Origin of the sequence: Arthrobacter sp. 8AJ (assembly GCF_902506025.1) — a bacterium.
Classification (GTDB): Bacteria; Actinomycetota; Actinomycetes; order Actinomycetales; family Micrococcaceae; genus Arthrobacter.
Genome location: NZ_LR733289.1, coordinates 3,911,732 through 3,935,563 on the forward strand (window position 1 = coordinate 3,911,732; position 23,832 = coordinate 3,935,563).

General features: G+C 69.2%; 20 protein-coding genes. 3 read left to right on the forward strand and 17 right to left on the reverse strand.

Annotated elements, in window-relative coordinates; all coding sequences use genetic code 11:
* Positions 1 to 9: 9 nt before the first annotated feature.
* The 6 genes from BACI349Y_RS18175 to BACI349Y_RS18200 all read right to left on the reverse strand — a co-directional run bounded on the left by BACI349Y_RS18175 (position 10) and on the right by BACI349Y_RS18200 (position 6,032).
* Complete coding sequence (locus BACI349Y_RS18175) at positions 10 to 972, reverse strand: sugar kinase (protein ID WP_159634057.1); 963 nt, start codon at positions 970 to 972, stop codon at positions 10 to 12.
* Positions 969 to 1,646, reverse strand: a complete 678-nt coding sequence (locus BACI349Y_RS18180) for a bifunctional 4-hydroxy-2-oxoglutarate aldolase/2-dehydro-3-deoxy-phosphogluconate aldolase (RefSeq protein ID WP_236560913.1) — start codon at positions 1,644 to 1,646, stop codon at positions 969 to 971. The genes BACI349Y_RS18175 and BACI349Y_RS18180 overlap by 4 nt, the downstream gene beginning before the upstream one ends.
* Positions 1,647 to 1,651: 5 nt before the next feature.
* Positions 1,652 to 2,800, reverse strand: coding sequence for a galactonate dehydratase (gene dgoD / locus BACI349Y_RS18185; RefSeq protein WP_159634063.1), 1,149 nt, complete (start codon positions 2,798 to 2,800; stop codon positions 1,652 to 1,654).
* A gap of 10 nt (positions 2,801 to 2,810) precedes the next feature.
* The gene (locus BACI349Y_RS18190) at positions 2,811 to 3,686 is read right to left on the reverse strand and encodes a carbohydrate ABC transporter permease (RefSeq protein ID WP_159634066.1); all 876 of its coding nucleotides are present in this window, start codon (positions 3,684 to 3,686) and stop codon (positions 2,811 to 2,813) included.
* Positions 3,683 to 4,627 (reverse strand): carbohydrate ABC transporter permease, encoded by a 945-nt coding sequence (locus BACI349Y_RS18195; RefSeq protein ID WP_236560915.1) that lies wholly within the window; start codon positions 4,625 to 4,627, stop codon positions 3,683 to 3,685. The genes BACI349Y_RS18190 and BACI349Y_RS18195 overlap by 4 nt, the downstream gene beginning before the upstream one ends.
* A 106-nt stretch (positions 4,628 to 4,733) precedes the next feature.
* Positions 4,734 to 6,032, reverse strand: a complete 1,299-nt coding sequence (locus tag BACI349Y_RS18200) for an ABC transporter substrate-binding protein (protein ID WP_159634072.1) — start codon at positions 6,030 to 6,032, stop codon at positions 4,734 to 4,736.
* Between the two features lie 137 nt (positions 6,033 to 6,169).
* Here BACI349Y_RS18200 and BACI349Y_RS18205 point away from each other — a divergent pair, with 137 nt between their 5' ends.
* Positions 6,170 to 6,919, forward strand: a complete 750-nt coding sequence (locus BACI349Y_RS18205; RefSeq protein ID WP_159634075.1) for a FadR/GntR family transcriptional regulator — start codon at positions 6,170 to 6,172, stop codon at positions 6,917 to 6,919.
* A gap of 13 nt (positions 6,920 to 6,932) precedes the next feature.
* On the opposite strand, the gene BACI349Y_RS18210 is transcribed toward BACI349Y_RS18205, so the two are convergent.
* The 3 genes from BACI349Y_RS18210 to BACI349Y_RS18220 are packed head-to-tail and all read right to left on the reverse strand — an operon-like array spanning position 6,933 to position 11,625.
* The gene (locus BACI349Y_RS18210; RefSeq protein WP_159634078.1) at positions 6,933 to 7,898 is read right to left on the reverse strand and encodes an alpha/beta hydrolase; all 966 of its coding nucleotides are present in this window, start codon (positions 7,896 to 7,898) and stop codon (positions 6,933 to 6,935) included.
* Positions 7,895 to 8,884, reverse strand: a complete 990-nt coding sequence (locus BACI349Y_RS18215) for an alpha/beta hydrolase (RefSeq protein WP_159634081.1) — start codon at positions 8,882 to 8,884, stop codon at positions 7,895 to 7,897. Before BACI349Y_RS18215 ends, BACI349Y_RS18210 begins: the two co-directional genes overlap by 4 nt.
* Positions 8,881 to 11,625 (reverse strand): alpha-L-rhamnosidase, encoded by a 2,745-nt coding sequence (locus tag BACI349Y_RS18220; RefSeq protein ID WP_159634084.1) that lies wholly within the window; start codon positions 11,623 to 11,625, stop codon positions 8,881 to 8,883. Before BACI349Y_RS18220 ends, BACI349Y_RS18215 begins: the two co-directional genes overlap by 4 nt.
* Positions 11,626 to 11,785: 160 nt before the next feature.
* Between BACI349Y_RS18220 and BACI349Y_RS18225 the strand changes: the two genes are divergently transcribed.
* Positions 11,786 to 12,616 (forward strand): IclR family transcriptional regulator, encoded by an 831-nt coding sequence (locus BACI349Y_RS18225; protein WP_159634087.1) that lies wholly within the window; start codon positions 11,786 to 11,788, stop codon positions 12,614 to 12,616.
* 6 nt (positions 12,617 to 12,622) lie between these two features.
* Here the strand turns inward: BACI349Y_RS18225 and BACI349Y_RS18230 are convergent, their stop codons facing one another.
* Together BACI349Y_RS18230 and BACI349Y_RS18235 are read right to left on the reverse strand one after the other, a co-directional pair.
* Positions 12,623 to 13,771 carry a cation:proton antiporter gene (locus BACI349Y_RS18230; protein ID WP_159634090.1) on the reverse strand — a complete coding sequence of 383 codons (1,149 nt, stop codon included), beginning with the start codon at positions 13,769 to 13,771 and terminating at the stop codon, positions 12,623 to 12,625.
* 142 nt (positions 13,772 to 13,913) lie between these two features.
* The gene (locus BACI349Y_RS18235; RefSeq protein WP_159634093.1) at positions 13,914 to 14,837 is read right to left on the reverse strand and encodes a LysR family transcriptional regulator; all 924 of its coding nucleotides are present in this window, start codon (positions 14,835 to 14,837) and stop codon (positions 13,914 to 13,916) included.
* A 101-nt stretch (positions 14,838 to 14,938) separates the two neighbouring features.
* Here BACI349Y_RS18235 and BACI349Y_RS18240 point away from each other — a divergent pair, with 101 nt between their 5' ends.
* Complete coding sequence (locus BACI349Y_RS18240) at positions 14,939 to 15,322, forward strand: CBU_0592 family membrane protein (RefSeq protein ID WP_201302474.1); 384 nt, start codon at positions 14,939 to 14,941, stop codon at positions 15,320 to 15,322.
* Between the two features lie 4 nt (positions 15,323 to 15,326).
* Here the strand turns inward: BACI349Y_RS18240 and BACI349Y_RS18245 are convergent, their stop codons facing one another.
* The 6 genes from BACI349Y_RS18245 to BACI349Y_RS18270 form a co-directional block, all read right to left on the reverse strand.
* Positions 15,327 to 16,814 carry a glycoside hydrolase family 43 protein gene (locus BACI349Y_RS18245; protein ID WP_159634095.1) on the reverse strand — a complete coding sequence of 496 codons (1,488 nt, stop codon included), beginning with the start codon at positions 16,812 to 16,814 and terminating at the stop codon, positions 15,327 to 15,329.
* A 90-nt stretch (positions 16,815 to 16,904) separates the two neighbouring features.
* Complete coding sequence (locus BACI349Y_RS18250) at positions 16,905 to 17,369, reverse strand: phage tail protein (protein ID WP_159634098.1); 465 nt, start codon at positions 17,367 to 17,369, stop codon at positions 16,905 to 16,907.
* 80 nt (positions 17,370 to 17,449) lie between these two features.
* Positions 17,450 to 19,726, reverse strand: coding sequence for a glycoside hydrolase family 78 protein (locus BACI349Y_RS18255; RefSeq protein ID WP_159634101.1), 2,277 nt, complete (start codon positions 19,724 to 19,726; stop codon positions 17,450 to 17,452).
* A gap of 34 nt (positions 19,727 to 19,760) precedes the next feature.
* Positions 19,761 to 20,768: an oligopeptide/dipeptide ABC transporter ATP-binding protein gene (locus tag BACI349Y_RS18260; RefSeq protein ID WP_159634104.1), complete on the reverse strand. Its 1,008-nt coding sequence runs from the start codon at positions 20,766 to 20,768 to the stop codon at positions 19,761 to 19,763.
* Positions 20,765 to 22,879: a dipeptide/oligopeptide/nickel ABC transporter permease/ATP-binding protein gene (locus BACI349Y_RS18265; RefSeq protein WP_159634107.1), complete on the reverse strand. Its 2,115-nt coding sequence runs from the start codon at positions 22,877 to 22,879 to the stop codon at positions 20,765 to 20,767. Before BACI349Y_RS18265 ends, BACI349Y_RS18260 begins: the two co-directional genes overlap by 4 nt.
* Positions 22,876 to 23,829, reverse strand: coding sequence for an ABC transporter permease (locus tag BACI349Y_RS18270; RefSeq protein WP_159634110.1), 954 nt, complete (start codon positions 23,827 to 23,829; stop codon positions 22,876 to 22,878). The genes BACI349Y_RS18265 and BACI349Y_RS18270 overlap by 4 nt, the downstream gene beginning before the upstream one ends.
* Positions 23,830 to 23,832: the final 3 nt, after the last annotated feature.

The window sequence follows — 23,832 nt, forward strand, 5'->3', positions numbered from 1 at the left end:
GGGCAGGAGTCAGCGCACGGTGCTGCCCCGGGCGGCACCAAGCAGGGCAAGCTCCTCGCGACGCGGCAGCCCCTCCCAGTCGCCGCGCGTGCTGACAGCGAAGGCGCCTGCCAGGATGCCCTGCCGCAGGCGGTCGGCGGTACCGACGCCGTCGAGCAGCGCCGAGAGGTAGCCGGCGGTGAAGGCATCCCCGGCTCCCACGGTGTCCACGCAGGTCACGGCGAGGGCCGGTGCTTCCAGGCGCCCTTCCGCGGTATAAACCGCCGCGCCCGCTGCGCCGCGCTTCACCACCACTTCCCTGACTCCGGCGTCGAGCAGCCGGGCCGCGGCGGAAGCTTCGTCCATAGCCGCCCCGCTCCCCTCGTTCGCCGGGGCAATCAGGTCGAGCTCGTCGTCGGACGCAATGACGACGGTGGCGTGCCTCGCCAGGGGGCCGAGCACCGCGCGCGCCTGGTCCGGGGACCAGAGCTTGCTGCGGTAGTTCACATCGAGGCTGACCACCACACCGTCAGCGGCCGCCCGTTCCGCGGCGTATTCCACGGCGTCGCGGGCTTCCGGGCTGAGCGCTGCGGTGATGCCGGTCAGGTGCAGGATCCGGGCACCGCAATCCAGCGCGGCCGACACGTGCGCACGCGAGATGGTGGCCCCTGCGGACCCCGCGCGGTAGTAGAAGACCCGGCTGAGGTCTGCGGTGCGCTGCTCCAGGAACATCACGCCGGTGCTCCGCTCCGGGTGGACGCTGTGGTGCAGCTGGACACCCTCGCCCCGGAGCTGCTTGACGATGAACTCGCCGTGCGGGTCCGCGCCCACGGACCCGGCCCAGGCCGCCGTGTGGCCAAGGCGGGCCACGCCGATGGCAACGTTCGATTCCGCCCCGGCCACCTGCATGTTCAGGGTCCCGCCGGAGGCCAGCGGGCCGGTGGACCGGAGCGAGACCATGGACTCGCCGAAGGTCAGCAGGTCCACCGTCACGAAGGGGTCCCGGTACGGGCCGCGAATTCGGCAGCGAGGCCCAGGAAACGGCGGGCGCGGTCCCGCATGTCCGAAAGGTCACCGCCCGAGGCCGCCGTGCCGAAGAGCGGTCCCCCCAGCCCGACGGCGATGGCCCCGGCTTCCCAGTACCCGGCGGCTTCGTCAAGGCCCACGCCGCCGACGGCGATGAAGGGGATGTCCGGGAAGGGATCGCGGACGGCCTTCAGGTAGCCGGGGCCCCCGATCGAGGCGGGGAACAGTTTGATGGCGGTGGCGCCGCGTTCCATCGCCTCATAGGCCTCGCTGGGCGTCAGCGCCCCGGCAAGGACGGGGATGCCGGCGTTGGCGGCCTCGCTGATCGAGGGGGCCAGGGAGGGGGTGACGATGAACTGGCCGCCCGCTGCGGTGACGTGTTCGACGTCGGCCTGGCTGAGGACGGTGCCGGCGCCCACCAGGCAGCCGGCCGGGGCAGCCGCGCGGACTTCCCGGATGGCCTCCAGCGCGTTGGGCGTGGTGAGGGCGATCTCCACGTACTGGAAGCCCTCCTCCATGGCGGCCAGCGCAGCCTTGGCGGCAGCACCGCCGTCGTTCCCGCGGACGATGCCGACGAGGCGCGCCTGCCGGATGCCGGCCAACAATTCGGCTGGAGTAACAGCTGCATTTTGCGATGTCATGGGGTTCACCATTCTGCGAAGGATCCGTCGGGGTGGCGCCACACCGGTCCGCGCCAGGCGTGGCCGCGCTTGTCCGCTGCCCGCACCACGGCCTCATCAATTTCGACGCCGAGTCCGGGCCCGGTGAGCCGCTCGATGTGGCCATCGACGAACTTGAACGGCGTCTTGTCCACCACGTAGTCCAGGACTTCGGCGCCCTGGTTGTAGTGGATCCCGATGCTCTGTTCCTGGATGAGGAAGTTGGGCGTGGCGAAGCCCACCTGCAGGCAGGCCGCGAGCGCCAGGGGGCCCAGCGGGCAGTGCGGCGCCAGCTGGACCTCGTACACCTCGGCCAGCGCGGCGATCTTGCGGACCTCCGTGATCCCGCCGGCGTGCGACAGGTCCGGCTGCGCCACGGCGATGCCTGCCTGCAGCGCGGGCAGGAATTCCTGCCGGCTGTAGAGCCGCTCCCCCGTGGACACCGGGGTGGTGGTGGAGGAGGTGAATTCGCGCAGCAGGTGGGTGTTTTCCGGGACCACCGGCTCCTCGAGGAAGAATGGCCGGAACGGCTCCAGCAGGGGTGCCACCCGCCTGGCGTTGGCCAGGCTGAAGCGGCCGTGGAAATCGACGGCGACGTCCCGGTGGTCGCCCAGCACCTGGCGGGCCGCCGCGACACGGCGGATGACGCCGTCGATCTCGGCGACTGACGCCACCGGGCTCATCCGGCCGCTGGCGTTCATCTTGACGGCGGTGAGGCCTACCTCCAGCTGGGCGCTGATCTGGTCGGCCACCTCGTTGGGCTCGTCGCCGCCCACCCAGCCGTACATCCGGATCCGGTCGCGGACGTGGCCGCCCAGCAGCTGGTGCACGGGGGTGTTGAAGTGCTTGCCGGCGATGTCCCACAGCGCCTGGTCCAGGCCGGACACGGCGCTGGCCAGGATGGGGCCGCCGCGGTAGAAGGACCCTTTGGTCATGACCTGCCAGTGGTCTTCGATCCGGAGGGCGTCCCTGCCGATGAGCAGCTCCGAGAGTTGCCCGACGGCGGCACGCACCGTTTCGCTGCGGCCCTCGCAGGTGGCCTCGCCCCAGCCCACGATGCCGCTGTCGGTTTCGATCCGGACAAAGAGCCAGCGGGGGGCAACGAGGAATGTTTCGATCCGGCTGATGACGGTCACGCGGCGGTTCCTAACCCTTGGTGGCGCCGGCGGTCAGGCCGGAGACGATGTACTTCTGCGTGAAGAGCGCAATGATCATGATGGGGATGGTCACAACGGTGGCCGCGGCCATCAGCCCGCCCCAGTCGATGCTGGCGTAGGAGACGAAGTCGAAGATCGCCACCGGCAGGGTCTTGGTCTTGGCGCCGGAGAGCACCAGGGCGAACATGAAGTTGTTCCACGAGAAGATGAAGGACAGGATGCCGGCGGTGGCAATACCGGACACCGCCAGCGGAAGCGTGATAAGCCGGAACGCTCCGATCGGCGTGAGCCCGTCCACCTCGGCCGATTCCTCCAGTTCGAGGGGCAGCGAATCGAAGTAGCTCATCATGATGTAGACGATCAGCGGGAGCGCGACGAACATGTGGCTGAGGATCAGCACCTCGAACTTGCCCACCATGCGCAGGTTGGAGAAGACGTAGTACCAGGGCACCAGCAGGGAAACGCCCGGGATGACGCGGGCCATCAGGACCACCAGTGCGGAACGGTGCATGCTGAACCGGCTCATGGCGTAGGCAGCGGGGACGCCCAGGACGATCGAGAGCGCGGTGGAGACGAAGGCCACCCAGAAGCTGTTGACGATGAACACGAAGTAGTTGTTGCGCTGCAGCACGTTGGCGTAGTTCTCGAACGTGGGCGAGAACAGGAACGCCTTGCCGGTGTCGTAGATGTCCACGTTGGTCTTCAGCGACGCCAGGAGCATCCAGAACAGCGGTGCCAGCAGGAACAGCACCACCACAATCAGGGCCACCACCCTGAACACCTTGTAGGCGCGGGTGCCCAGCGGCTTGCGCCGGCGCGGGGCCCTGCTGGTGGCGGTGGCGGCGGAATCTGTCATGACGGTCATTTGCTTACCGCTTTCTTGCGCATGGTGAGCAGCCACATGGAGCCGATGATGATCATGAAGAACAGGATCAGCACCGCCGAGGAGAGCCCGTACTGGTTGTAGTCGAAGCTCAGCCCGTAGGCGTAGACGTTCAGCGTCTCCACTTCGTGGAACGAGCCGCCGCCTTTGCCCTTGGTGGCGTAGAGGATGTCGAAGGTCTTCAGGGCATCGATGCCGCGCAGCAGGATGGCCACGATCACGGTGGGCATCATGAGGGGCAGGGTGATGTAGAAGAACCGCTGGAAGGCGTTGGCGCCGTCCACGCGGGCGGCCTCGTCCGGTTCATCGGACAGGGAGGTCAGGCCGGCCAGCAGGATCAGGACCACCATGGGGGTCCACTGCCAGACGTCCATGAAGATGGTGGTGCCCAGTGCGGTGTCCTGTCCGGACAGCCACGGCTGCGGCGGGATGCCCACCATGCCCAGGAGCTGGTTGACGAAGCCGATGTTGGGATCGAAGATCAGCCGCCACATCATGCCGACGGCCACGGGGGTGGCCACCAGCGGCAGCAGGATGGCCACGCGGACCCACTTTTCCCCGCGGAAGGGCCGCCACAGGAGCAGGGCCACGCCCATTCCGAGGACCACTTCGAAGGCCAGCGCGACGCCGGTGAAAGCAAGCGTGCGTCCCACGGCAGGCCAGAAACGCTCGAAATCACTGAGGACCGTGAGGTAGTTCTGCAGCCCGATGAATTCCGTGGCGGCCCGGACGGAGCCCTGGGAGTCGGTGAGGCTGAGGTACAGGGTCCAGGCCAGGGGGAAGATGATCAGGACGCCGACGAAGATCATGGCGGGCGCCGCGAAAAGCCACTTCCGGTGCCGGTTGGCCCAGGCGGACAAGCTCCCCCCGGCACGGGCGGGGCCACCGGCCCGGCGGGTGCGGGCGCTGCGGGGTGGGTTCATTACAGACATGGTTCACCTAAGGAGTTTTGGGGGTGAAGTGGGCCGCGCCGGGACGGCGTTGGGGGCCGTCCCGGCGGGCTGGTGCGGCGCATCCGCGCCAGGCGTTTTACTTCTTTTCGCTGTCCAGGAAGGTCTGGAAAGCAGTCTGGGCGTCGTTTGCCGCGGCCGCGGAATCCGCGCCGGTGATGGTGGCAACGATCGGGGCGCCCACGATTTCGCGGGCCTTGCCTACCGTGACAACCTCGGGCCGGTCGTGGCCCACGCCGTTCTTGGCGCTGGCGGAGATCGCCTCAGCCAGGTCCTTGGGGTAGGTGGAGGTCCCGTCGGGGTTGGACCAGACGGAGGTACGCGGGCCCGGGACGCCGGCCTTCTGGGCTGCCAGGGTGCGCTCCTTGCTGGTGGCCCACTGGATGAACTTCCAGGCGTTTTCCTGGTTGCTGGAGTTCTGGTTCACGCCCAGGGCCCAGGAGGGGATGTTGTACGGCTTGGAACCGGCGGGGCCGGCGGGCAGCGGTGCGAACCCGACCTTGTCCGCCACCTTGGACTTGGCGGGGTCCGTGGCGTTCTTGTAGAGCGAGTCAGCCTCGGTGTAGAAGGCGGCGCCGCCCTGGGTGAAGATGGCCATGGCCTCGGGCCAGCTCATGTCCGTGCTGACATTGGCGGGGCCGTAGTTCTTGATCAGGCCGCCGTAGTAGGCGTAGGCCTTCTTGGCTGCATCGGTGTTGACCGAGGCCTTGCCGCTGGAGTCCATGAAGTCGCCGCCGAAGCTGTACAGGAAGCTGGAGAACTGGGTGACGGCGGCGGACTTGCCGGTGCGGGCCACGAACCCTGCGGTCTCCGGGGAGGAAGCCTTGATGGCCTTGGCGGCCGCTTCCAGTTCATCCATGGTCTTGGGCACCTGGAGTCCCGCGGCCTGCAGCAGGTCCTTGCGGTAGTACAGGACCTCGCGCTCGGTGATGATCGGCACGCCGACCACCTTGCCGTCAACGGTGGTGGCCTTGACCGGGCCCTCCTGGTAGTCCTTCCAGTCCCAGTTGGAGTCGGAGGAGACGTTCTTGGTCAGGTCCGCCAGGTAGCCGTTCTTGGCGAAGGCCTTGCCCTCCTGCAGCGGGCGGTACATCATGACGTCGATTTCGTCGCTGCCAGCGTTGAGCTTGACGTTGTACTGGTCCGAGAGCTGGTCTTCGCCCAGCTGGGTGAGTTCGACCTTCAGGCCGCTGGACTTCTCGAACTCCGGAATGGCGGCCTTGATGCCCTCGGTCCACACGTGGTTGGCGAGGGTGACGCGGACAGTGCCGGACTCCTTCGCCTGGTCGCTGCCGCCTCCGCCGCCGCTGCAGGCGGTGAGCCCCAGCGACATCGCCGCGGCCACGGCCGCGTACTTCACAATTGAACGCCGCTTCATTACGACTCCCTTTGCCTTTGGGCCCGCATCAGCGCGGGCTGGTTACAAACGCCTCGTTACGTCTGCTCTGTTCAGCGAGCATAGACAAATAAGGCAGACATATACAAGACCTTGCTATGCCCCCATATGATTTATTCATGACCATTCCAAAGGCGGCGTTGTCCCCTGACCTGCATTCATCGCTGGTCGAGAACCTGGGGCTCGCCATTGCCGAGGGAACGCTGGCACCAAACTCCATCCTGCGGCTGGATGAGCTGGAGGCGCAGCACAAGGTGTCCCGGTCCGTGATCCGGGAGGCCACCCGCGTCCTGTCGTCCATGGGGATGCTCGAGTCCCGCCGCCGCCTGGGCACGGTGGTCCAGCCCGAGGCGAGCTGGAACCTCTACGATCCGCAGGTGATCCGGTGGCGGCTGGCATCGGCCAAGCGGCTGGAGCAGCTGCGGGCCTTGAACGAACTGCGTGGCGCCATTGAGCCGCAGGCCGCGCGCCTGGCCGCTGAACGCGCGTCCCTGGATGAGGCCAGCGACCTTGTCTCGATGGCAGCCCGGCTGTGGGCTGCGGGGCAGCGCGGGGACCAGGGGGAATTCCTGCGGCTCGATATCGACTTCCACGCCGCAGTCCTCAACGCCTCCGGCAACCTGATGTTTTCCCAGCTGCATAACCTGGTGGCGGAGGTGCTGGCCGGGCGCACCCAGCACGGCCTGATGCCGCATCTCCCGGACCACGAGGCGCTGCAGCTGCATGTTGATGTGGCCAGCGCGATCCAGCGCGGGGAAGCCGCTGCCGCGCACGCCGCCATGAGCAGGATCGTGGAGCAGTCCACCGAGGAAATGGGGGACATCTGGTCCAGCAGCCACGCGGCCGAAGAGACGCCAGGGCAGCCCTGACCCGCCTCCGCGCTTAAGGCCTCCGCGCCGCCGCCAGCTGGCCTGCCAGGAAGTCCAGGGCCGCCTGCCCCTCCGGCAGCCCTGCGGTGTGGTTGAGGTGGCCGTGCACTGCGCCCTCGGCCAGGAAGTAGGACACCGGAACCCCCGCCCGCGCCAATGCGGAGGCAAACTGCTCGGTTGAGCCGCGGGCGTCGTCGTACTCGCAGGCAAGCAAAGCGGTGGGCGGAAGTCCGGCAGGGTCCGCGTAGCCGGGCATGGCGTAGGACGGTGCCATGCTGACCGGACCCCCCACGTAGTTCTCCGCCGTCCGGATGCAGTCCTCCAGTGTGAACCGCAGGTGCCGCGGCAGTCCGGCCATGACCGAATCGTCCAGGCCTCCGGCCGGCGGCGGGAGTTCGGCGTCCAGGAAGGGATAGGCCAGCAGCAGTTTTGCGGGCAGTGGCTTGCCGGCGTCGATCAGGTAGAGCGCGGCGCCCACGGCGAGGTTGCCGCCGGCACCGGCCCCGCCCAGGCAGAGCAGGTCCGGATCCAGGCCCAGGGATGCGGCGTTCTTCCGCGCCCAGAACCATCCGGCCAGGGCGTCGTCATGCGGGACGGGAAAGGACACGCCGTTGCGCGCCAGGCGGTAGTCCACGGACAGCACCGGCGTCCCCTGGGCCGCGAGCACCCGTGCCAGGTAGTCCGATTCGGGGATGTCAACGCTCCCGCTGACGAAGCCGCCGCCGTGCAGCCACACCAGGGCGGGGCTGCCGGCAGCGGCCGCCTCACCGTAGATCCGGATGGCCACCGGCCCGTGCCGGCCGTCCTCCGTCACGGTTCGGATGGGGACGTCGGGCCCGGGCGACCGCACGGCGTCCGGGTTGAGGAACTGCGGGCCTTCCGGCCTGGCCAGGTACTCCGCGAACCCCGCGTCGGGCGCCTGGGCGTCGTTCCCGGGGCCGGCCGCCGGCGCTGACGCGGCAGGTTTGGTGGGTGTCATTCTGCGCCCAGCTTCCGTGAGAAGTAGCCGACGGCGGCTGCCAGGATGGCCTCCATCCGGTCCTCCGCGCCGAAGAAACAGTGGTCCCCGCCCTCGATGGTCACCACGTCGTGCTCGACGCCGGCTTCGGCGAGGGCGGCGGCCAGGAGCTCGGTCTGCGAGTGCGGGACCAGGCCGTCGCTGTCGCCATGGACCAGCAGGAACGGCGCGGCGCCGGGGGTCACGTAGCTGACGGGGCTGGCCGCGGCGAGCAGGTCGCGGTCATCCGAGCCGCCCACCAGCATGTATTCCGGCTGCAGGGACATGCCTGGCGGCACGGCAGCGGTCAGTGCGGCGGGGAACAGCCCGGCCGGCCGCTGCATGGGCGGGATGTCCGCCAGGGAGGAGACACCGTAAAAGTCGACGACGGCGCTGACGCTGCTTGGGTGCCCCTGCGCGCCGAGGCCGCCCTCCAGGTCCTGGCGGTTTCCGGTGAGTCCCAGGAGCGCGACGAGGTGCCCGCCGGCGGATTCGCCCCAGGCGCCGAACCGTTCCGGATCGATGTTCAGCTCCGCGGCGAATTCGCGGAGGTACCGGACGGCGGCTTTGAGATCGTGGAGTTGCGCCGGGAAGGGGGCTTCCAGGGCGTGCCGGTAGTCCGCCGTGGCGCAGGCGATGCCTGCCTGGTTGAGCAGCCGGAACACGGAGTCCGGCGCGAAGGTGGGCGGCAGCTCCCGGCGGTCGCCCAGCTGGAACGCACCGCCGTGCACCCACAGCACCAGCGGCGTGGGTCCGGCGGCCTCGCGGGGCAGCCAGATGTCCATTTTCAACGGCCGGAAACCGATGGCCCGGGCGTACGTCACTTCGCGGTGCACCACCGAAACCCCGCCTGCCTGCTCCGGTGTGCCGGGGGCGTCGTAGACCGGGAACGGCGGAATGGTGCGGCCTCCGGGTCGGGAAGCATCGCGGGAAGCGTCAAGTACGTCGGTAGCGCGGTCCACTGTCATAGTGTGCTCCTCATCAGCTCAGGTTGGGTGCTTTCCCCGCCGGGTGCGGCAAGGAAAGTATGGTGTCCGGGGCCGACGACGGCGGCCGGCAGGCCGGGCAGCAGCACCTCGGCAGTGGTGCCGGCGGGGATTGTGGCCGTGAGCGTCAGCACGCCGTCGTCCGGTGCGCCTTCAGACGCTGCCGCCTCCGGTGCAGTCCCCGCCGAAATGGTCCACGCCACCTCGATCAGGCCGCGCGGCCCCTGGTGGGAAGTGGTGGCGGAGGTGATGCCGGCCCCGGGCCGGGGCTCGATGACGAGCCGTTCCCAGCCCGCACTGCCGTCGGCCTGCCGCAGCCCGGCGGTATACCGGTGCAGGAAGGACACCACCGCGCCCTTGCTGTAGTGGTTGAGCGACTGGCGGGCGGTGCCGCGGGCGTCGATGCCGTTCCACAGTTCCCACACAGTGGTGGCGCCGCGGTCCACCATGGCGAGCCAGGACGGTTCGGAGTCCTGCATGAGGAGTTCGTAGGCGAGGTCCAGTTCGCCGTTGTCCGCCAGGACGGGCAGCAGGTAGGGCGTGGACAGAAAGCCCGTGCCCAGGTGCGTGCCGGCGTCCCGGATCAGTCCTGCGAGCTGCGCGGTGACGGTGGCGCGGCGTTCCGGGCTGACCAGGTCAAACGCCAGGGCGCGGACGCAGTTGGCCTGGCTGGCTCGGGTCACCTGCCCGGCGGCGTCCAGGTATTCCGTTTCCCAGGCGTTCCGGATGTTCGCCGAGAGTTCCGCCAGTGCGGCGGCTTCCCCGGCGAACCCCAGCACCCCGGCGATGCGGGCCATCAGGTCCGTGGTGTGCCGGTAGTAGGCCGTGGCCACGATGCCGTTGTCCGCCGCGCGGGCGGCAAACAGGTCAGGTTCGGGGCCGCCCGGCTCCATCCATTCGCCGAAGTGGAAGCCGGTGTCCCACAGGTACTGCTCGTGGGCGGCCGGGAGGGGCGCCTGAGCTGCGCGGGCTGCGTGCCGCTGGGTTTCGGCGGTGGTCCGGACGAAGCCCAGCCAGCGCTGCATCGCGTCCCAGTTTTCGGCCAGGATTGATGCGTCCCCGGTGGCCCGGTAGCCCTCCCACGGCACCATGACGATCGCGTCGCCCCAGCCGGCGGACCCATTGGTGAATGCCATGAACTCCGCGGAGGTGGCAGCGGGTCCGGGCGAGGGCGAAATGTTGGCGATGACGCCGTTCTCCCACTGGTCGGCCCGGACGTCGCGGAGCCATTTCCGGGAGAATCCGGTGACGTCGAACAGGTACGCGGCGGTGGGGATGAACAGCTGCCAGTCCCCGGTCCAGCCGGCCTTCTCGCGCTGCGGACAGTCGGTGGGGACCTCGCAGGAGTTGTCCAGGAAGCTCCATTCGACGATGTCATGGAGCTTGTCCAGCCGGGCGTCGCTGCAGCTGAAGGTGCCGATCCGTTCCAGGTCTGTCCGGACCAGGCAGGCGGAGATGTCCGCCGGCTGCAGGTCCGTGGCGAGGCCTTGGACCGAGACGTATTGGAACCCGTGCGTGGTGTGCCGGGGCTCGAAGACCTCGCCCGGGGCGCCGGAGGCGGTGACGGTGTCCACCTGGCCGGCATCAAGGAAGGCCCCCGGTGCGCGGAAATTGTGCGGCCGCAGGTGGTCCCGGGTGACGTCACCGTCCGGCCCAAGCGCCTCGCCGTGTTCCAGCGTGAGGGTTTCTCCCGGGGCACCCAGCTGGGACAGCCGGACCCAGCCGTGGATGTTCTGGCCGAAGTCCACCACCTGGTGGCCGTTGGGAAGGCGGGTGATGGACACCGGCGCCAGTTCCCGGGTCACGCGGGTGGGAGGGGCGAGGGGTCCGGTGAGTGCCGTAAAGCCGCCGGGACGGACGACGGCGGGACGTGCCCCGGGTGCGGCGCCTGCGGACGGTGTGCTCCCGCCGTCGTGCATCCGGAAGTCAACCCGCTGGCCCGCCATGAGGTCGGCGCTGGTGATCTCCGTTGCGGACACCAGCCAGGAGCCGTCGGTGCCGATGGTCTGCCGGCCGGCCGAGGACTCCACCTCGAGCTGCGCAAGGAAAGCTGTTCGCGTGCCGTACATGCCGGCGTCGCGCGTGTACCCGAAGGTGCCGCGGTACCAGCCGTCGGTGAGGACGGCGCGGACTGTGTTGGAACCTTCGACGAGCAGGTCCATGACGTCGTAGGCCTGGACCTGGAGCGTGGTGTTGTAGCTGGTGGAGCCGGGTGTGAGCTGCTGGTCGCCCACGCGGCGGCCGTTGATGAAGAGTTCGTAGATGCCGTGGGCGGTGGCGTACGCGCGGGCTTTGTGCGGGGCTGCGTCGAGCGTGAAGGTTTTGGTGAAGGCGTAGCCGGGGCGTTCCCCCGCCGCCGGGATCTCCGGCTCGTCGGCGCCGATCCACTGCGCTGTCCAGTCGGTGGCGTGCAGGAGGCCCAGTTCCACCGTCATCGGCTGGGACCAGCCGGTTGGTGTTTCGGTGCCGTCTTCGCCGGAGTTCCAGGTGCGGACGCGCCACTCGAACCGGCTGCGGGAGTCCAGCGCGGGGCCGGTGTACGGGATGCCGCTGCACGCGGCTGATTCCTGCCGGCCCGTGTCCCAGCCGTTGCTGGCGGTGATCCGGTACGCCGTCTGGCTGCTGGTGCCGGCGGGCGGCGTCCAGCCCAGCCGGGGCGTGGTGACGGTCAGGCCCAGCGCCGCAGGCAGGTGTTCGGCCCGAAGCCGGGTGGGGGCGGTCATGCGGCGGGACTCCTGAAGTGCGGTTGCTGGGAGTTCCAGCTTTGCGTTTCGTGACTTCCCCTCCACAGGGAGCTTTCAATGGTTGGAATAGTATTGTGGTTCAGCTCACTGCCTTCCCCGTGGGCCACAGGAACTGCCAACGGCGCTAGGAACCACTGCCATGACTGCCACTCCGGAAACGGACACCCCGCCTGCGCGCGGAAAGCGGCCCAAACAGGGCGAACCCGTCATCGACCGGGCACTGAGCCTGCTCGCCGTCTTCTCCGACCGGCGCCGCGCGCTGACACTGTCCGAACTGGCCCGCCACGCGGATATGCCTGCCCCCACGGCGCTGCGGCTGATCGCCCGGCTGGTGGCGTGGGGTGCCCTGGAGAGGCTCGACGACGGCCGGTACGTGGTGGGGGTCCGGCTGTGGGAAGTGGCATCCCTCTCTCCGCGCGGGCACGGCGTGCGGGAAATCGCACTCCCCTACCTTGAGGACCTGTTTGAGGTCACCCGGCACCATGTGCTGCTGGCGGTCCGGGACAACGAGGAGGCGGTGCTGATCGAACGCCTGTCCGGGAAGGACGCCACAGAGGTGGCCTACCGGGTGGGCGGCCGTGCGCCGCTGAGGTCCACCGCCATCGGCCTGGTGCTGCTGGCCGGGGCGGACCAGCAGTTCCAGGAGACCATCCTGAAGCGCCCGCCGGAAAACGAACCCGGCGTGCCCGAAATGCCCGAAGGCCAGCTGCGCAGGACCCTGTCCGACGTGCGGCGGACCGGTATCGCGATGATCCGGCGGACCGTCCCGTCCCGCACCGTATCCGTGGCCTCCCCCATCTTCGATGCGCAGGGCGCCGTGGTGGCGTCGCTGTCCATCGTGGTTCCGGACGGTGCCACGCCGCCCAACGTCCTTGCCCCGGCGGTCCGCGCCGCCGCCCGCGCCGTGTCCCGCAACCTGGGCTTCCAGGCGCAGGCGAGCACCGGGGTGTGGACCCACTCCCGGGGGTAGCGCCGGCTACGCCGGCGCCTCGGCATTCCGTGCGAAGGTGCGGGCAGCCCGTGAACCCGCCGCGGCGCTGGCCCCGATGGTGATGAGGGCGCCCAGGATCAACGCCGAGGCTTCCCCCGGTTCCAGCAGGGACAGCTGGGAGCCGATGGTGGCCGCGGCAACCGGCACGCCCAGCTGGGATGCCGACAGGACGGCGAGCGGCAGCGGCTGGCCCAGCAGGCGCAGGCTGCCGTGCACCAGGAGGGTCCCCGCTCCAAGGCAGACCCCGAGGAGAACCATGGCCGGGGTGCCGGCGAGCGCGCGCAGGTCCAGCGACGCGCCCAGCCAGACGAAGAACACCGGCCCCAGGAAGCCGTCGCTGACTGCGAAGAGCTGGTGCGCCAGCCGGCGGGGTTCACCCACTGCCGCCACCACCAGTCCGAAGGAGAATCCGGCGAGCATGACGGACACGTGGCCCGCCACGGCAAGCCCGGACAGCGCGAAGAGCAAGGCAAGCTGGATCCGCAGTTCCAGGGCGAACTTCCGTTCCTCGGACACGTCATGCACCCGCCCGCGGGTGCCGCTGAGCTCCAGCCAGCGAAGCACGAAGAACAACACCACCGAACACGCCGCGACGGCGGTCGCCCCGATGGCTGCCCTCGGCGCGTTGGGCGGATCGACGGCCAGCGGAAGCGCCACAATGCAGGCGATATCCGCCACCGCCACCTGCGCCGTCGTCGTCAGGACCTTCGGTCCCGCCAGCCGCAGGGAATCGACAATGGGCAGCACAAGGGCGGCTGACGAGGAAGCGAGCAGCACGATGTAGAGCGGCGCATGTCCGGTGCCGAAGGCGAACGCAATGACGGTTCCTACGGCAGCCGCGAGGGCCGCAGCGATGGCAGCCCGCAGCGCGCCGCCGCCCAGGGCGGGACGGATGGCCTGGTCCCGTACCGGCACGTGCGTTCCGGCGACGAACATGATGAGGGCGAATCCCACATCGGCAACGAACGTGAACGTCGGATCTGTGGAATCCACGAGCCCCAGTCCGGTGCGTCCGATGGCGATTCCGGCCAGCAGTTGCCCGAGCACCATGGGAAGGTGCCATGTCCGGGGAAATGCCAGCAAGGGTCCGAGGAGCGCGACGGCGGCGATCAGCGAAAGCTGGAAGAACGACACCTGCCTCCTTTTGCCGGCGCGCCCGGACCGTTACCCGCCGCAGGCATCCGCAGCCTGCCGGCGCCGCGGACGGATTGTGCGCCCACAGTACCCATGCCCCTGCAGGGGGTCAACGGCACCGCGGACTGCACATCAGGGCCGGTCAGGACGCCGACCGCGTATCGAACGCCGCCGCTGATTCGCGCAGGAGCCGCGCCACGGTGTCCACCGGGGTGCTGGAACGCCGGCGCCCGTCGAACCGCCGCAGGACGATGCGCCGTGTCCCCAGCCCGGGAACGTCAAGGATGTCCACCCCTTCATGGGCCACGCCAGCCAGGGCCAGCGTGGGCACGATGGCAACGCCTTCGCCGGCAGCGACCAGTGCCAGCGCCGTCAGCGTCTCCTGGTACTGGTGAGCAGTCTCCATGCTGGCGCCCGTTGAATGGCGCAGCCGCCCCAGCACCGCGGAGTTCGCGGCTGCGGAATCCACCCCGAGCCAGGGAAGCGGCAGCCGGGCAAGGTCCACGCTTTCAGTGCTAAGCAGCGCTCCGGTGGGCACCGCCAGCCTCCACGGTTCATCCAGCAGAGGTTCCTCGATCATTCCTGCCCCGAGTGAAAGCTGGCCGGCGGTGGTGGAGTCGTGTTCCACCACCACGGCGTCGAGCTGGCGTTGCCGGAGAAGCCGCATCAGGGCGGGAAAATCGTCCTCCACGATGCGGATCTGGAGCTGCGGATATTTGCTCCGCCACTCAGGCAACCGGGGGATCACCACGGTGCGGATGAAACTGGTGAAGCCGCCCAGCCGCACCACACCTGAAATGTTGGCCCCGCTCTCCATCCGGGTCCGGGCAACACTGAGGGCGCGTTCAATCTCCTCGCCGGCTTCGGCCATGGCAAGGCCCGCAGGAGTCAGCACAGACCCCTTCGGGGTGCGGACCATCAGCGCATGCCCGGTTTCCCGCTCCAGCTTGGTGATTTGCTGGGACACCGCGGAGGGCGTGAGGTGCAGTTCATCGGCGGCTGCGAGCACGCCGCCGGTCCGGGCGACAGCCAGCAGCACGAGCAGCCGGCGGGGATCCATGTCCATGTTAAGCATTTCTAAACCAGGAGTGCAGAAGAATGCAATTGAACTACACGTCTACGGGCCCGCAGAATTGCCATTAGGTAACGATTTACGAAAGGACACCAATGGAACTCGTTTGGGAAATTTCCGGTTGGGCCGGCGCCGCCATGATTCTGACCGCGTTTCTGTCGGTCTCCATGGGGTGGGTGAAGGCCGGCCGGGCGTTCCAGGGCGCCAACCTCCTCGGCGCCGCTGCCTTTATCCTCAACGGCGCCTTCCACGAGGCGTGGCCCTCAGTGGCCACCAATGCCGCGTGGCTCCTCATTTCCGCCGTTTCGCTCCTCCGCCTGCGCGGCGCCCGGGGTACGGAGGCCGGCGCCGAGGCCCCTGCCATACACCTTCCCGGCGTCCCGGACACCACCGGCCAGCTTGCCGTCGTAGATCCGGCGAGGGCCGCATGCACGGCGCCGGCCGGACACGCCGCGCAGCCCGGCGCCGTGGCCGCGTAGCGGGTCAGTCCCTGCCGCGGTAGGACAGCCGGCGGACCAGGACCTCGCCGTCCACCGCGAAGACGCCAAAAGCCCTGCCGGTGAAGGCCTTGGCAGTTTCGAAGGCCCAGTGCCGTCCGTCCAGTTCGGTGAGCAGCTCGCCTTCAGCGCTGCCGCCCGCCCCGGCGTCACGGACCAGCAGGCGGATCCTGTCGCCGCCCACGGCGCCGGCGCGGAAGTCCGACGGCGGCGGGCTGGCCTCGATTGCCAGCTCAACATCCCCGGGCGGAACAGTTGCTTCCCAGGTGCGGTCAAAGCCCGCGACAACGGCACGCGCCGTGATCCTGACGGCGTCGCCGTCCTGGCGGGCCTCGATGCCGAACCAGTTGTCCTCGGCGTTCCGCACGGCGATGCCGCCCGCGCCGGAGCCGACGTCCAGCACGGCCCTGAATTCCATCGCGAGGTGGCGCTGGCGTTGGGCGACGAAACAAGGCCTGGGCGACCCCATGGTGCTGCCTTCGCCCCTGAGCAGGAGCCCTTTGGACGTGGGTGCCGAGAACTCAGCGGGCGTCCTGCGGACACCGATCCATCGCGGATCCTCCAGCCCGGCACCGTTGCTGAAGTCGTACTCAAGTTGCTCCGGCGGCGTCACGCCGGGCTGGGGCATCCGGGCGTGCGGCCAGCCGTCAATCCAGTCCACGGTGGTCAGGAACGTCTCACGGCCCAGCGGTGCGAACGACTTCGCCAGCCCCACCGGGCGGACACCCAGAAGGACCATGGCTGTTCCGCCGTCGGGAAGCTCAACGAGGTCTGCGTGCCCGGTGTTCTGGATGGGCGAGCCGGTTCCCGCGGCGGTGAGGAGGGGATTGTGCGGAGCGGATTCGAACGGCCCGTCCGGCCGCCGCGACCGTGCCACGGTCACAGCATGGCCCCTGTCCGTGCCGCCCTCGGCCGCCAGCAGGTACCACCAGTCACCGCGCCGGTAAAGGTGCGGGCCTTCCGGCGAATACAGCCCGCTGCCGGACCACAGCGGTCGCGGCTTCTCGAGGGCTTCCCCGGTTGCGAGGTCCACCCGCACCTGCTGGAGGGCGTCGGGGTGGCGGGCGAACGTCACGAACGCAGTTCCGTCGTCGTCCCAAGCGAGGTCCGGGTCGATGCCGTCCACCGCCCCGATGACCGTCCCGTCGCTCCATGGGCCCGCGGGATCGGCGGCCGTGAACAGGACGCAACCGCGCCCACCGAGGAACACGGACACGATCAGGTAGAACACACCGTCCCGGTAGCGCAGGGTGGGCGCCCAGACGCCGCCCGGCGTGGGGACCTGGGCAACCTGGACCTGCTCCTCCCTTGTAGCCACATGGCCCACCAGTTCCCAGCGTTCCAGGTCCTCGCTGTGGTAGACCGGCAGGCCCGGCAGGTATTCGAAGGACGACGTGACCAGGTAGAAACCGTCCGGGGCGCGGACGATGCTCGGGTCGGGGTTGAAGCCGGCAAGGATGGGATTGGAGGTCATCCCGCTATCGTGCCGCCCAGCGGCGCCCCAGGCAGGGCCCGGTTCCAATCGTTGGAAGGCGTTCTTCGGCCCTGCGGCCTTGTGCTGACCCTAGTACTGGCCCTTGATCACAAAGTAGGAGCCGCGGATGGTGCCGGCGAGCTTGGATTTTTGCCTGGCGAACTTGAAGCTGGACGCCAGTTCCTCCGGGACCTCCATGCCGTCGGACAGCTTGAAGCCCACGGCCCGTTTTCCGCCCTCTTCGACGGAGTACATGACGTTGATGGACAGCCCGGACTCGTAGAAGACGTAGGCCATTCGCAGCCCGTCCACCTCGAAGGAGGACACTTCAAGGGGCTTGGACGCGATCACCAGGTTCCGCTCCGTGGACAGGATGTTGGTGATGTACTGCAGCGTCTCCTGATCGTCTTCGGCCGGAGTGACGGTGAAGTCGTGGTCGTATTTGTTCTTGTAATAGCGCGCCTCGTTCGCGCGCAGCCCGGCCAGCGCCTCCGCCACCGGTGACGATTCCAGGCCGGCGGTGGAGACGTTCTTGAAATCCACGGTGTACGGCATGAGTCCTCCTGGGTTTGGTCCTGTGGCACATCGTTGCAGATCAGCGCCGTGCCTGCACTACTCCCCGGCTTTTCCCCCGGCTACCGCACCGCCAGGCCCAGCCCTGCCGCGAAGGAGTGCTCCCCGCCCTCGACCGTGTGCCGCGCGCCGTCCGGAAGCACGACGTCGGCCGCCACCCCGGCCGGAACGGTCGCCTCGAGGCGGAACTCCCCGTCGCCGGACGTCCATGCCACGCGGACCTCACCGTGCGGGGTCTTCAGGGACGTCCTGGCCCAGCTGATCCCCTCCCCCGGCCGCGGCTGGATGAGGACGCGCGCATAGCCGGGCTCCAGCGGCCGGATGCCGCCGATGGCCTTGTGCATCCAGTCCGCCACGGCGCCCAGGGCGTAGTGGTTGAAGCTGGTCATCTGCCCGGGGTTGATGGTGCCGTCCGGGAGCATGGAGTCCCAGCGTTCCCAGACGGTGGTGGCACCCATGGTGACCGGGTACAGCCAGGACGGGCAGCCTTCTTCCAGCAGGAGCCGGTAGGCCTCATCCACGTGGCCGGTGTCCGTGAGGGCGTGGGTGATGAACGGCGTTCCCGCGAACCCGGTGGACACCCGGTAGCCATTGTCCCGGACCAGCTCGGCCAGGCGGTTCCCGGCAAACTCCCGCAGCTCGGGGGTGGCCAGGATGTCGAAGGCGATGGCCAGCGCGTAGACCGTGGTGCAGTCGCTGCGGATGGTGCCGCCGGGCGCCACGTAGTGCTCGGCGAAGGCGTTCCGCACCCGGTCCGCGAGCGCGTTGAAGTGGGCCTCGTCGTCGTGCTTTCCCAGCAGCCCGGCGGCCTGGGCGGTGAGCCGGGCGGTGCGGTACATGCAGGCGGTGGCCACGACGGCGGTGTCCGCCTTGGCTGCCCACGGCTGGTCCGGCGCGGCATCAGGGTCCAGCCAGTCGCCGAACTGGAAGCCGGAATCCCACAGCCCGGACGGCGAGAGCAGGCCCTCCACGCGGCGGGTGTGCGCAGCCATGGATTCGTACTGGTTCCGCAGCACGCCGAGGTCACCGTACGCCTCCCACAGCGCCCAAGGCACCCACACCGAGGCTTCGCTCCACAGCGCGGAGGACTCGGGCGACGGGAATTCCGGCGGCTGCGGGCAGTACTTCAGGACATCCGGGACCACGATGGGCACCAGCCCGTCCTGTGCCTGCTGCTCCACGGCGAGGTCCAGCAGCCAGTCCTGCAGGAAGCCCTTGACGTCGTACAGGTAGGCGGCGGTGGGGGCGAAGACGGCGATGTCGCCGGTCCAGCCGAGCCGCTCGTCGCGCTGCGGGCAGTCGGTGGGCAGGTCCAGGAAGTTGCCGCGCAGGCCCCAGACGATGTTGCGGTGCAGCTGGTTGACGAGGTCGTTGGAGCACTCGAAGGTGCCGGTCCGCTCCAGGTCGGAGTGGACCACCACGGCCTCGAGATCATCTGCTGTCAGGGTTCCGGGCCAGCCGGTGACCTCGGCATACCGGAAGCCGTGGAAGGTCTTGGTGGGTTCGAAAAGGTCCGTGCCGCCGGAGAGGATGAACATATCCTCGGCCTTTGCAGAGCGCAGCGGACGGACGCCCAGTTCCCCGTTTTCCAGCACCTCCGCGTGCCGGACGCTGATCACGTGTCCGGCCTCGCCCTGCACGCTGAAACGCAGCCATCCCACCAGGTTCTGGCCGAAGTCCACCAACGTCTTCCCTGCGGGTGAGGTGAGGATTGCCACGGGACGGACGACGCCGGCACGCACCACGGGCGGGCCCACCGGCTCAGCCAGCCGGCCGGCGTCGAACTCCAGCTCCCGCACGCCCGCCCATTCAGTCCCGGGCGCGAAGCCGGGCTCCGCCCAGCCCGGCTGGGCGCGTCGGGCGTCAATGGTCTGGCCATCGTAGAGGTCGTTGAAGGTGGTGGCGGACGGTCCGGCCTGCCAGGAAGTGTCCGAAGCGACCGACTGCACTTGGCCGTCCGCGAACTCGATGTCCAGCTGCCCAACGAAGCCCAGCTCGCTGCCATACAGGTTGGACAGGCCGTGCCAGGCCAGCCGGCCACGGTACCAGCCGTTGCCCAGCTCGATGCCGATCACGGTGGACGGGCCAACCAGCGCGGTGACGTCATAGGTGCGGTAGCGCACCCGCCACTCATAGGAGCTCCAGCCCGGGCTCAGCACGTCGTCACCCACCGGGGTGCCGTTGATGAACGCCTCATAGACGCCCAGGGCGGTGGCCCGCAGCGTTGCCTTCACCACGCCGCCGTGGCCCTCGTCGAGCCGGAACGCCTTGCGGAGGCGCGGGGCGCCGTCGAAATCCTGCTCGGGGGTGATCATGGCGGCGTGCCAGGTGGATGTCATGCGGGATGGTCCGTTCTGAAGTAGGGCAGCAAATTCAGGCGTAGTGGCAGGCGACGTCGGCGGCACCCACGCGGCGCAGGGCCGGCCGTTCCGTGGCGCACAGCTCGGTGGCGAGCGGGCAGCGGAGCCGGAACGGGCAGCCGCCGGGTCCGGGAACGGCGGCGGCGCCGGTGCGGACACCCAGCGATTCGCGGGCTTCCCGCCGGGCGGCCTGCTCGGCAGGCCGGGGCACCGGGGATGCGGCCACCAGGGCCTGGGTGAAGGGGTGTTTCGGGTTTTCCGTGACGGCGGCGGCCGGCCCGGTTTCCATCACCTGGCCGCGGTAGAGCACCACCACCCGTTCGGCCAGGAACTGGACCACGGCGATGTCGTGCGCAATGAACAGGTAGCTCAGGCCGCGTTCGTCGCGGAGATCGGCCAGGAGGTTGAGGACCTGCGCCTGGGTGGATAGATCCAGGGCGCTGACGGCCTCATCGCAGACCACCAGCTGGGGGTCGCAGATCAGGGCGCGGGCCACGGAGATCCGCTGCCGCTGGCCGCCGGAAAACTGGCTGGGGTACCGGTCCACGGCCTCCCGCGGCAACCCCACGCGTTCCAGCATGTCCTCCGCTTTGACCCTGGCTTCAGTGGGTGAAACGCCGCGCAGCCGGAGCGGTTCGGCAAGGGAGGTGCCGATGGTGTTGCGGGGGTTCAGCGAGGAGTTGGGGTCCTGGAAGACGGCGCGCAGTTCCCCGCCCAGCGCCCGCCGCTGCGCGGCATTGGCGGACGTGATGTCCCTGCCCTGGTAGCTGATGGAGCCGCCGGAGACCTTCTGCAGGCCCAGGATGGCCTTGCCGATGGTCGACTTCCCGGAGCCGGACTCCCCCACCAGGCCCACGGTCTCGCCGGGCGCAATCGAAAAGCTGACGTGGTCGACGGCGGCGGCTGCGGCAGCTGCCTTGCGCCCGCGGCCGTAGCGGACCACCAGGTCCTTGACCTCCAGGACGGGGGTGCCGGCCGCAGGTGCTGGTGAATCGCGGCGTTCCGTGACTGCGGTGCTCATGCCAGGTCCTTTTCGACGATGGTGGTGTTCGTTGGGCTGACCGGGGTGACCGGGAGGAGCCGGGCAGCGGCGACGTCCGTGGCCAGCCAGTCCATGCCCTCAACAGCCAACTGGTCCGCCTTGACGCACCGGACCAGGCCGTCGCCGGTGCCGGACGCCAGCAGCGGGACCGGTTCCGTGCACGCGGAGCCGGCGAACTGGCAGCGTGCGGCGAAGCGGCAGCCGGAGGGCCAGTCCTTGGGCTGCGGCACCTGGCCTTGAATCGTGGCAAGCCGCTCCGGCATGGCGTCCCCGTGGTTGGCGTGCGGGTCGGCGGCGAGCAGGGCCAGGGTGTAGGGGTGGCGCGGGTTGTCCAGGATGGCCTGGGTCTTTCCGTTCTCCACCACCTGCCCGGCGTACATGACGGCCACCTGGTCGCAGATGTCCGCCACCACGCCGAGGTCGTGGGTGACCATCACCACGGACATGCCGGTGTCCTTCACCAGGGCCCGCAGCAGGGACAGGATCTCGGCCTGGACCGTGACATCCAGGGCTGTGGTGGGCTCGTCCGCCACCAGCAGTTTGGGCTGGCCGGAAAGGGCCAGGGCGATGGCCACGCGCTGGGCCATGCCACCGCTGATCTGGTGCGGATAGGTCTTCAGGATCCGGGGGGCATCCACGATGCCCACCTTCTCCAGCAGGGCCAGGGCCTCCTTCCGGGCTTCGGCCTTGCCCAGGCCGCGGAGCCGCCGGATGGTTGCCGTGAGCTGGTAGCCCACCGTGAACATCGGGTCCAGGGCCCGCATGGGCTCCTGGCTGATCAGGGCGATGTCACGGCCCCGGATGCCTTCCATCTCCTTGTCCGTGGCGGCCGCAAGGTTCTTCCCGTTCCAGAGGATCTGGCCCCCGGTTACCGAGACGCCGGACGGGAGCAAGCCCAGGAGGGACAGCGCCGTCATGGTCTTGCCGCAGCCGGATTCGCCCACCAGTCCCAGGACGGTGCCCTGTTCGACGTCGAAGGAGACGTCGGTGACCAGCCGGACGCCGTTGCCTGTCCCCGCATTGCCGACGCCGACGGACAGGCTGCGCACGGACAGGGTGCCCTTTGGCGCGTCCCCGGGGGCGCCGTCCCCGGGCGCCGGGGCAGCCGCGGCGATGGCGGCGACGGCCCTGGCCCGCTGGCGGCGGGCTGCCGCGGAGGGCAGGTGCGGGGCCGCGGCGTTGGGCGCCTTGCCGAGCGCATTGCCGATGGCGTTGGCGGACAGGACCGTCAGTGCCAGCACGGCGCCGGTGGGCACCATCATCCAGGGGGCGTCATAGACGTGCTGGGAGGCGCCCTGGATCATGCCGCCCCAGCTGGGCTGCGGGATGGGCGGCCCGAACCCGATGAACGCCAGGCCTGCCTGGATGAGCATGCCCACGGCGAAGATGAGAGCCGCCTGGACCACGATGGTGTTGGCAAGGCCGGGCAGGACGTGCCGGACACTGATGCCCAGCGGCCCCACGCCGTCCACCTTGGCCGCGTCCACGTAGAGCTGGGACTGCAGTGATTTGGCCTGGCCCAGGATCACCCGGTAGATGCCGGCGGACATCAGGATGCCCAGGATGGCCATGACCATGGGGATGTTGGTGCCCACGGCGCCGATGACGGCCAGGATGATCACGGTGCCCGGCAGGGACATCATGATTTCGGTGATGCGGTTGATCACGGCTTCGGTCCGCTCGCCGGCACCGGCAGCGGCCATGGCGAGGACGGTGCCGAGTCCGACGCCGACAATCACCGTGATCATCGACGTTCCCAGGGTGCCTGCCGCGGCAGCGAAGATGCGGCTGAGGATGTCGCGGCCCAGTTCGTCGGTCCCCAGCCAGTGGGCGGCGGTGGGGCCGGACAGGACGGCGGTGAAATCCTGGTCCTCGGTCTTGAACGGCAGCCAGAGTGGAGCCGTCAGGGACGCGGTGACCACCACGGCCAGCCAGAGCAGTCCGGCCACGGCACCGGGCGAACTGAGGAGCCGGTGCCTGGACAATCTGGTGGGTGCAGCCTTGCCTGCGCCGGGCACGGAGGCGCCTGCCGCCGTCGTACTTCCTGCCTGGTCCGCGTCCGCGGGGGCCGGGGAAACTGTGGGGATCATGAGGCACGCAACTTCGGGTCGAGGAACTTGGTGGCGAGTTCCAGCACCAGGTTGACGGCGACCACCACCACGGTGGCGATCACCACCACGCCCTGGACGGCAGGGGCATCGTGGGTGCTGACGGAGGTCTGGACGGCCTGCCCCAGTCCGGGCATGGCGAACAGCTGCTCCGCGATGACGGAACCGCCGAACAGGCCGATGAACTGCAGGGCGATGCCGGCCACGATGGGCAGGCTGGCGTAGCGCAGGGCGTGGACGTAGAGGATCTTCCACGTGGGCGTGGCGGTGGCGCGCAGCGTGCGGATGTGTTCCTGCTGCAGGGCTTCGAGCATGGACGCCCTGGTCTGGCGGGCAATGAAGGCGGCGCCGCCCACCGCCAGTGTGATCACCGGCAGCGCCAGGGATAAACCCCAGTCCTGCGGCGAAACGTCGAACGGCACATAACCTGTGGCCGGAAAGATTGAGGACTGGACGGCGAACAGGTACACGAAGATGACGCCCACCCAGAAGGCGGGCAGGGCAACCAGGAGGCCCACGAAGCCGCCGATTGCCTGGTCGAGCACTCCCCCGCGGACCGCGGCCGTGACGCCAAGGGCGATGCCCAGGATGGCGCTGAGGATGGTGGCACCGGCGGCGAGGGAGGCCGTGACGGGCAGGCGGCTGGCGAGGTCTGTGCTGACGGAGCGGCCATCAATGAGCGAGACGCCCAGGTCGCCCTGTACTGCGGAACCCAGCCAGGTAATGAACTGCGCCGGCAGCGGATCGTTCCAGCCCAGCCGCTGGTTGACCTCGTCAATGGCTTCCTGGGACGCACCGGCGCCAAGGGACACGGCCCCCGGGCTGCCCGGCATCGCGTGCACCAGCAGGAATGCCAGCACCGCAACCACCAGCACGGTGGCCAGCGCCATCAGCAGGCGCTTGGTGATGAATAGTGCCATGGTGACCTCCATCGG

What these genes read in the sequence shown, in the direction of transcription:
- BACI349Y_RS18225 (WP_159634087.1), top strand. Translation starts at nt 11,786, where the DNA reads ATGACTGCCACTCCGGAAACGGACACCCCGCCTGCGCGCGGAAAGCGG.
- BACI349Y_RS18210 (WP_159634078.1), bottom strand. Translation starts at nt 7,898, where the DNA reads ATGACACCCACCAAACCTGCCGCGTCAGCGCCGGCGGCCGGCCCCGGG.
- BACI349Y_RS18195 (WP_236560915.1), bottom strand. Translation starts at nt 4,627, where the DNA reads ATGAACCCACCCCGCAGCGCCCGCACCCGCCGGGCCGGTGGCCCCGCC.
- BACI349Y_RS18245 (WP_159634095.1), bottom strand. Translation starts at nt 16,814, where the DNA reads ATGACCTCCAATCCCATCCTTGCCGGCTTCAACCCCGACCCGAGCATC.
- BACI349Y_RS18265 (WP_159634107.1), bottom strand. Translation starts at nt 22,879, where the DNA reads ATGATCCCCACAGTTTCCCCGGCCCCCGCGGACGCGGACCAGGCAGGA.
- BACI349Y_RS18190 (WP_159634066.1), bottom strand. Translation starts at nt 3,686, where the DNA reads ATGACCGTCATGACAGATTCCGCCGCCACCGCCACCAGCAGGGCCCCG.
- BACI349Y_RS18270 (WP_159634110.1), bottom strand. Translation starts at nt 23,829, where the DNA reads ATGGAGGTCACCATGGCACTATTCATCACCAAGCGCCTGCTGATGGCG.
- BACI349Y_RS18250 (WP_159634098.1), bottom strand. Translation starts at nt 17,369, where the DNA reads ATGCCGTACACCGTGGATTTCAAGAACGTCTCCACCGCCGGCCTGGAA.
- BACI349Y_RS18255 (WP_159634101.1), bottom strand. Translation starts at nt 19,726, where the DNA reads ATGACATCCACCTGGCACGCCGCCATGATCACCCCCGAGCAGGATTTC.
- BACI349Y_RS18220 (WP_159634084.1), bottom strand. Translation starts at nt 11,625, where the DNA reads ATGACCGCCCCCACCCGGCTTCGGGCCGAACACCTGCCTGCGGCGCTG.
- BACI349Y_RS18215 (WP_159634081.1), bottom strand. Translation starts at nt 8,884, where the DNA reads ATGACAGTGGACCGCGCTACCGACGTACTTGACGCTTCCCGCGATGCT.
- BACI349Y_RS18240 (WP_201302474.1), top strand. Translation starts at nt 14,939, where the DNA reads ATGGAACTCGTTTGGGAAATTTCCGGTTGGGCCGGCGCCGCCATGATT.
- BACI349Y_RS18235 (WP_159634093.1), bottom strand. Translation starts at nt 14,837, where the DNA reads ATGGACATGGATCCCCGCCGGCTGCTCGTGCTGCTGGCTGTCGCCCGG.
- BACI349Y_RS18200 (WP_159634072.1), bottom strand. Translation starts at nt 6,032, where the DNA reads ATGAAGCGGCGTTCAATTGTGAAGTACGCGGCCGTGGCCGCGGCGATG.
- BACI349Y_RS18180 (WP_236560913.1), bottom strand. Translation starts at nt 1,646, where the DNA reads ATGACATCGCAAAATGCAGCTGTTACTCCAGCCGAATTGTTGGCCGGC.
- BACI349Y_RS18205 (WP_159634075.1), top strand. Translation starts at nt 6,170, where the DNA reads ATGACCATTCCAAAGGCGGCGTTGTCCCCTGACCTGCATTCATCGCTG.
- BACI349Y_RS18260 (WP_159634104.1), bottom strand. Translation starts at nt 20,768, where the DNA reads ATGAGCACCGCAGTCACGGAACGCCGCGATTCACCAGCACCTGCGGCC.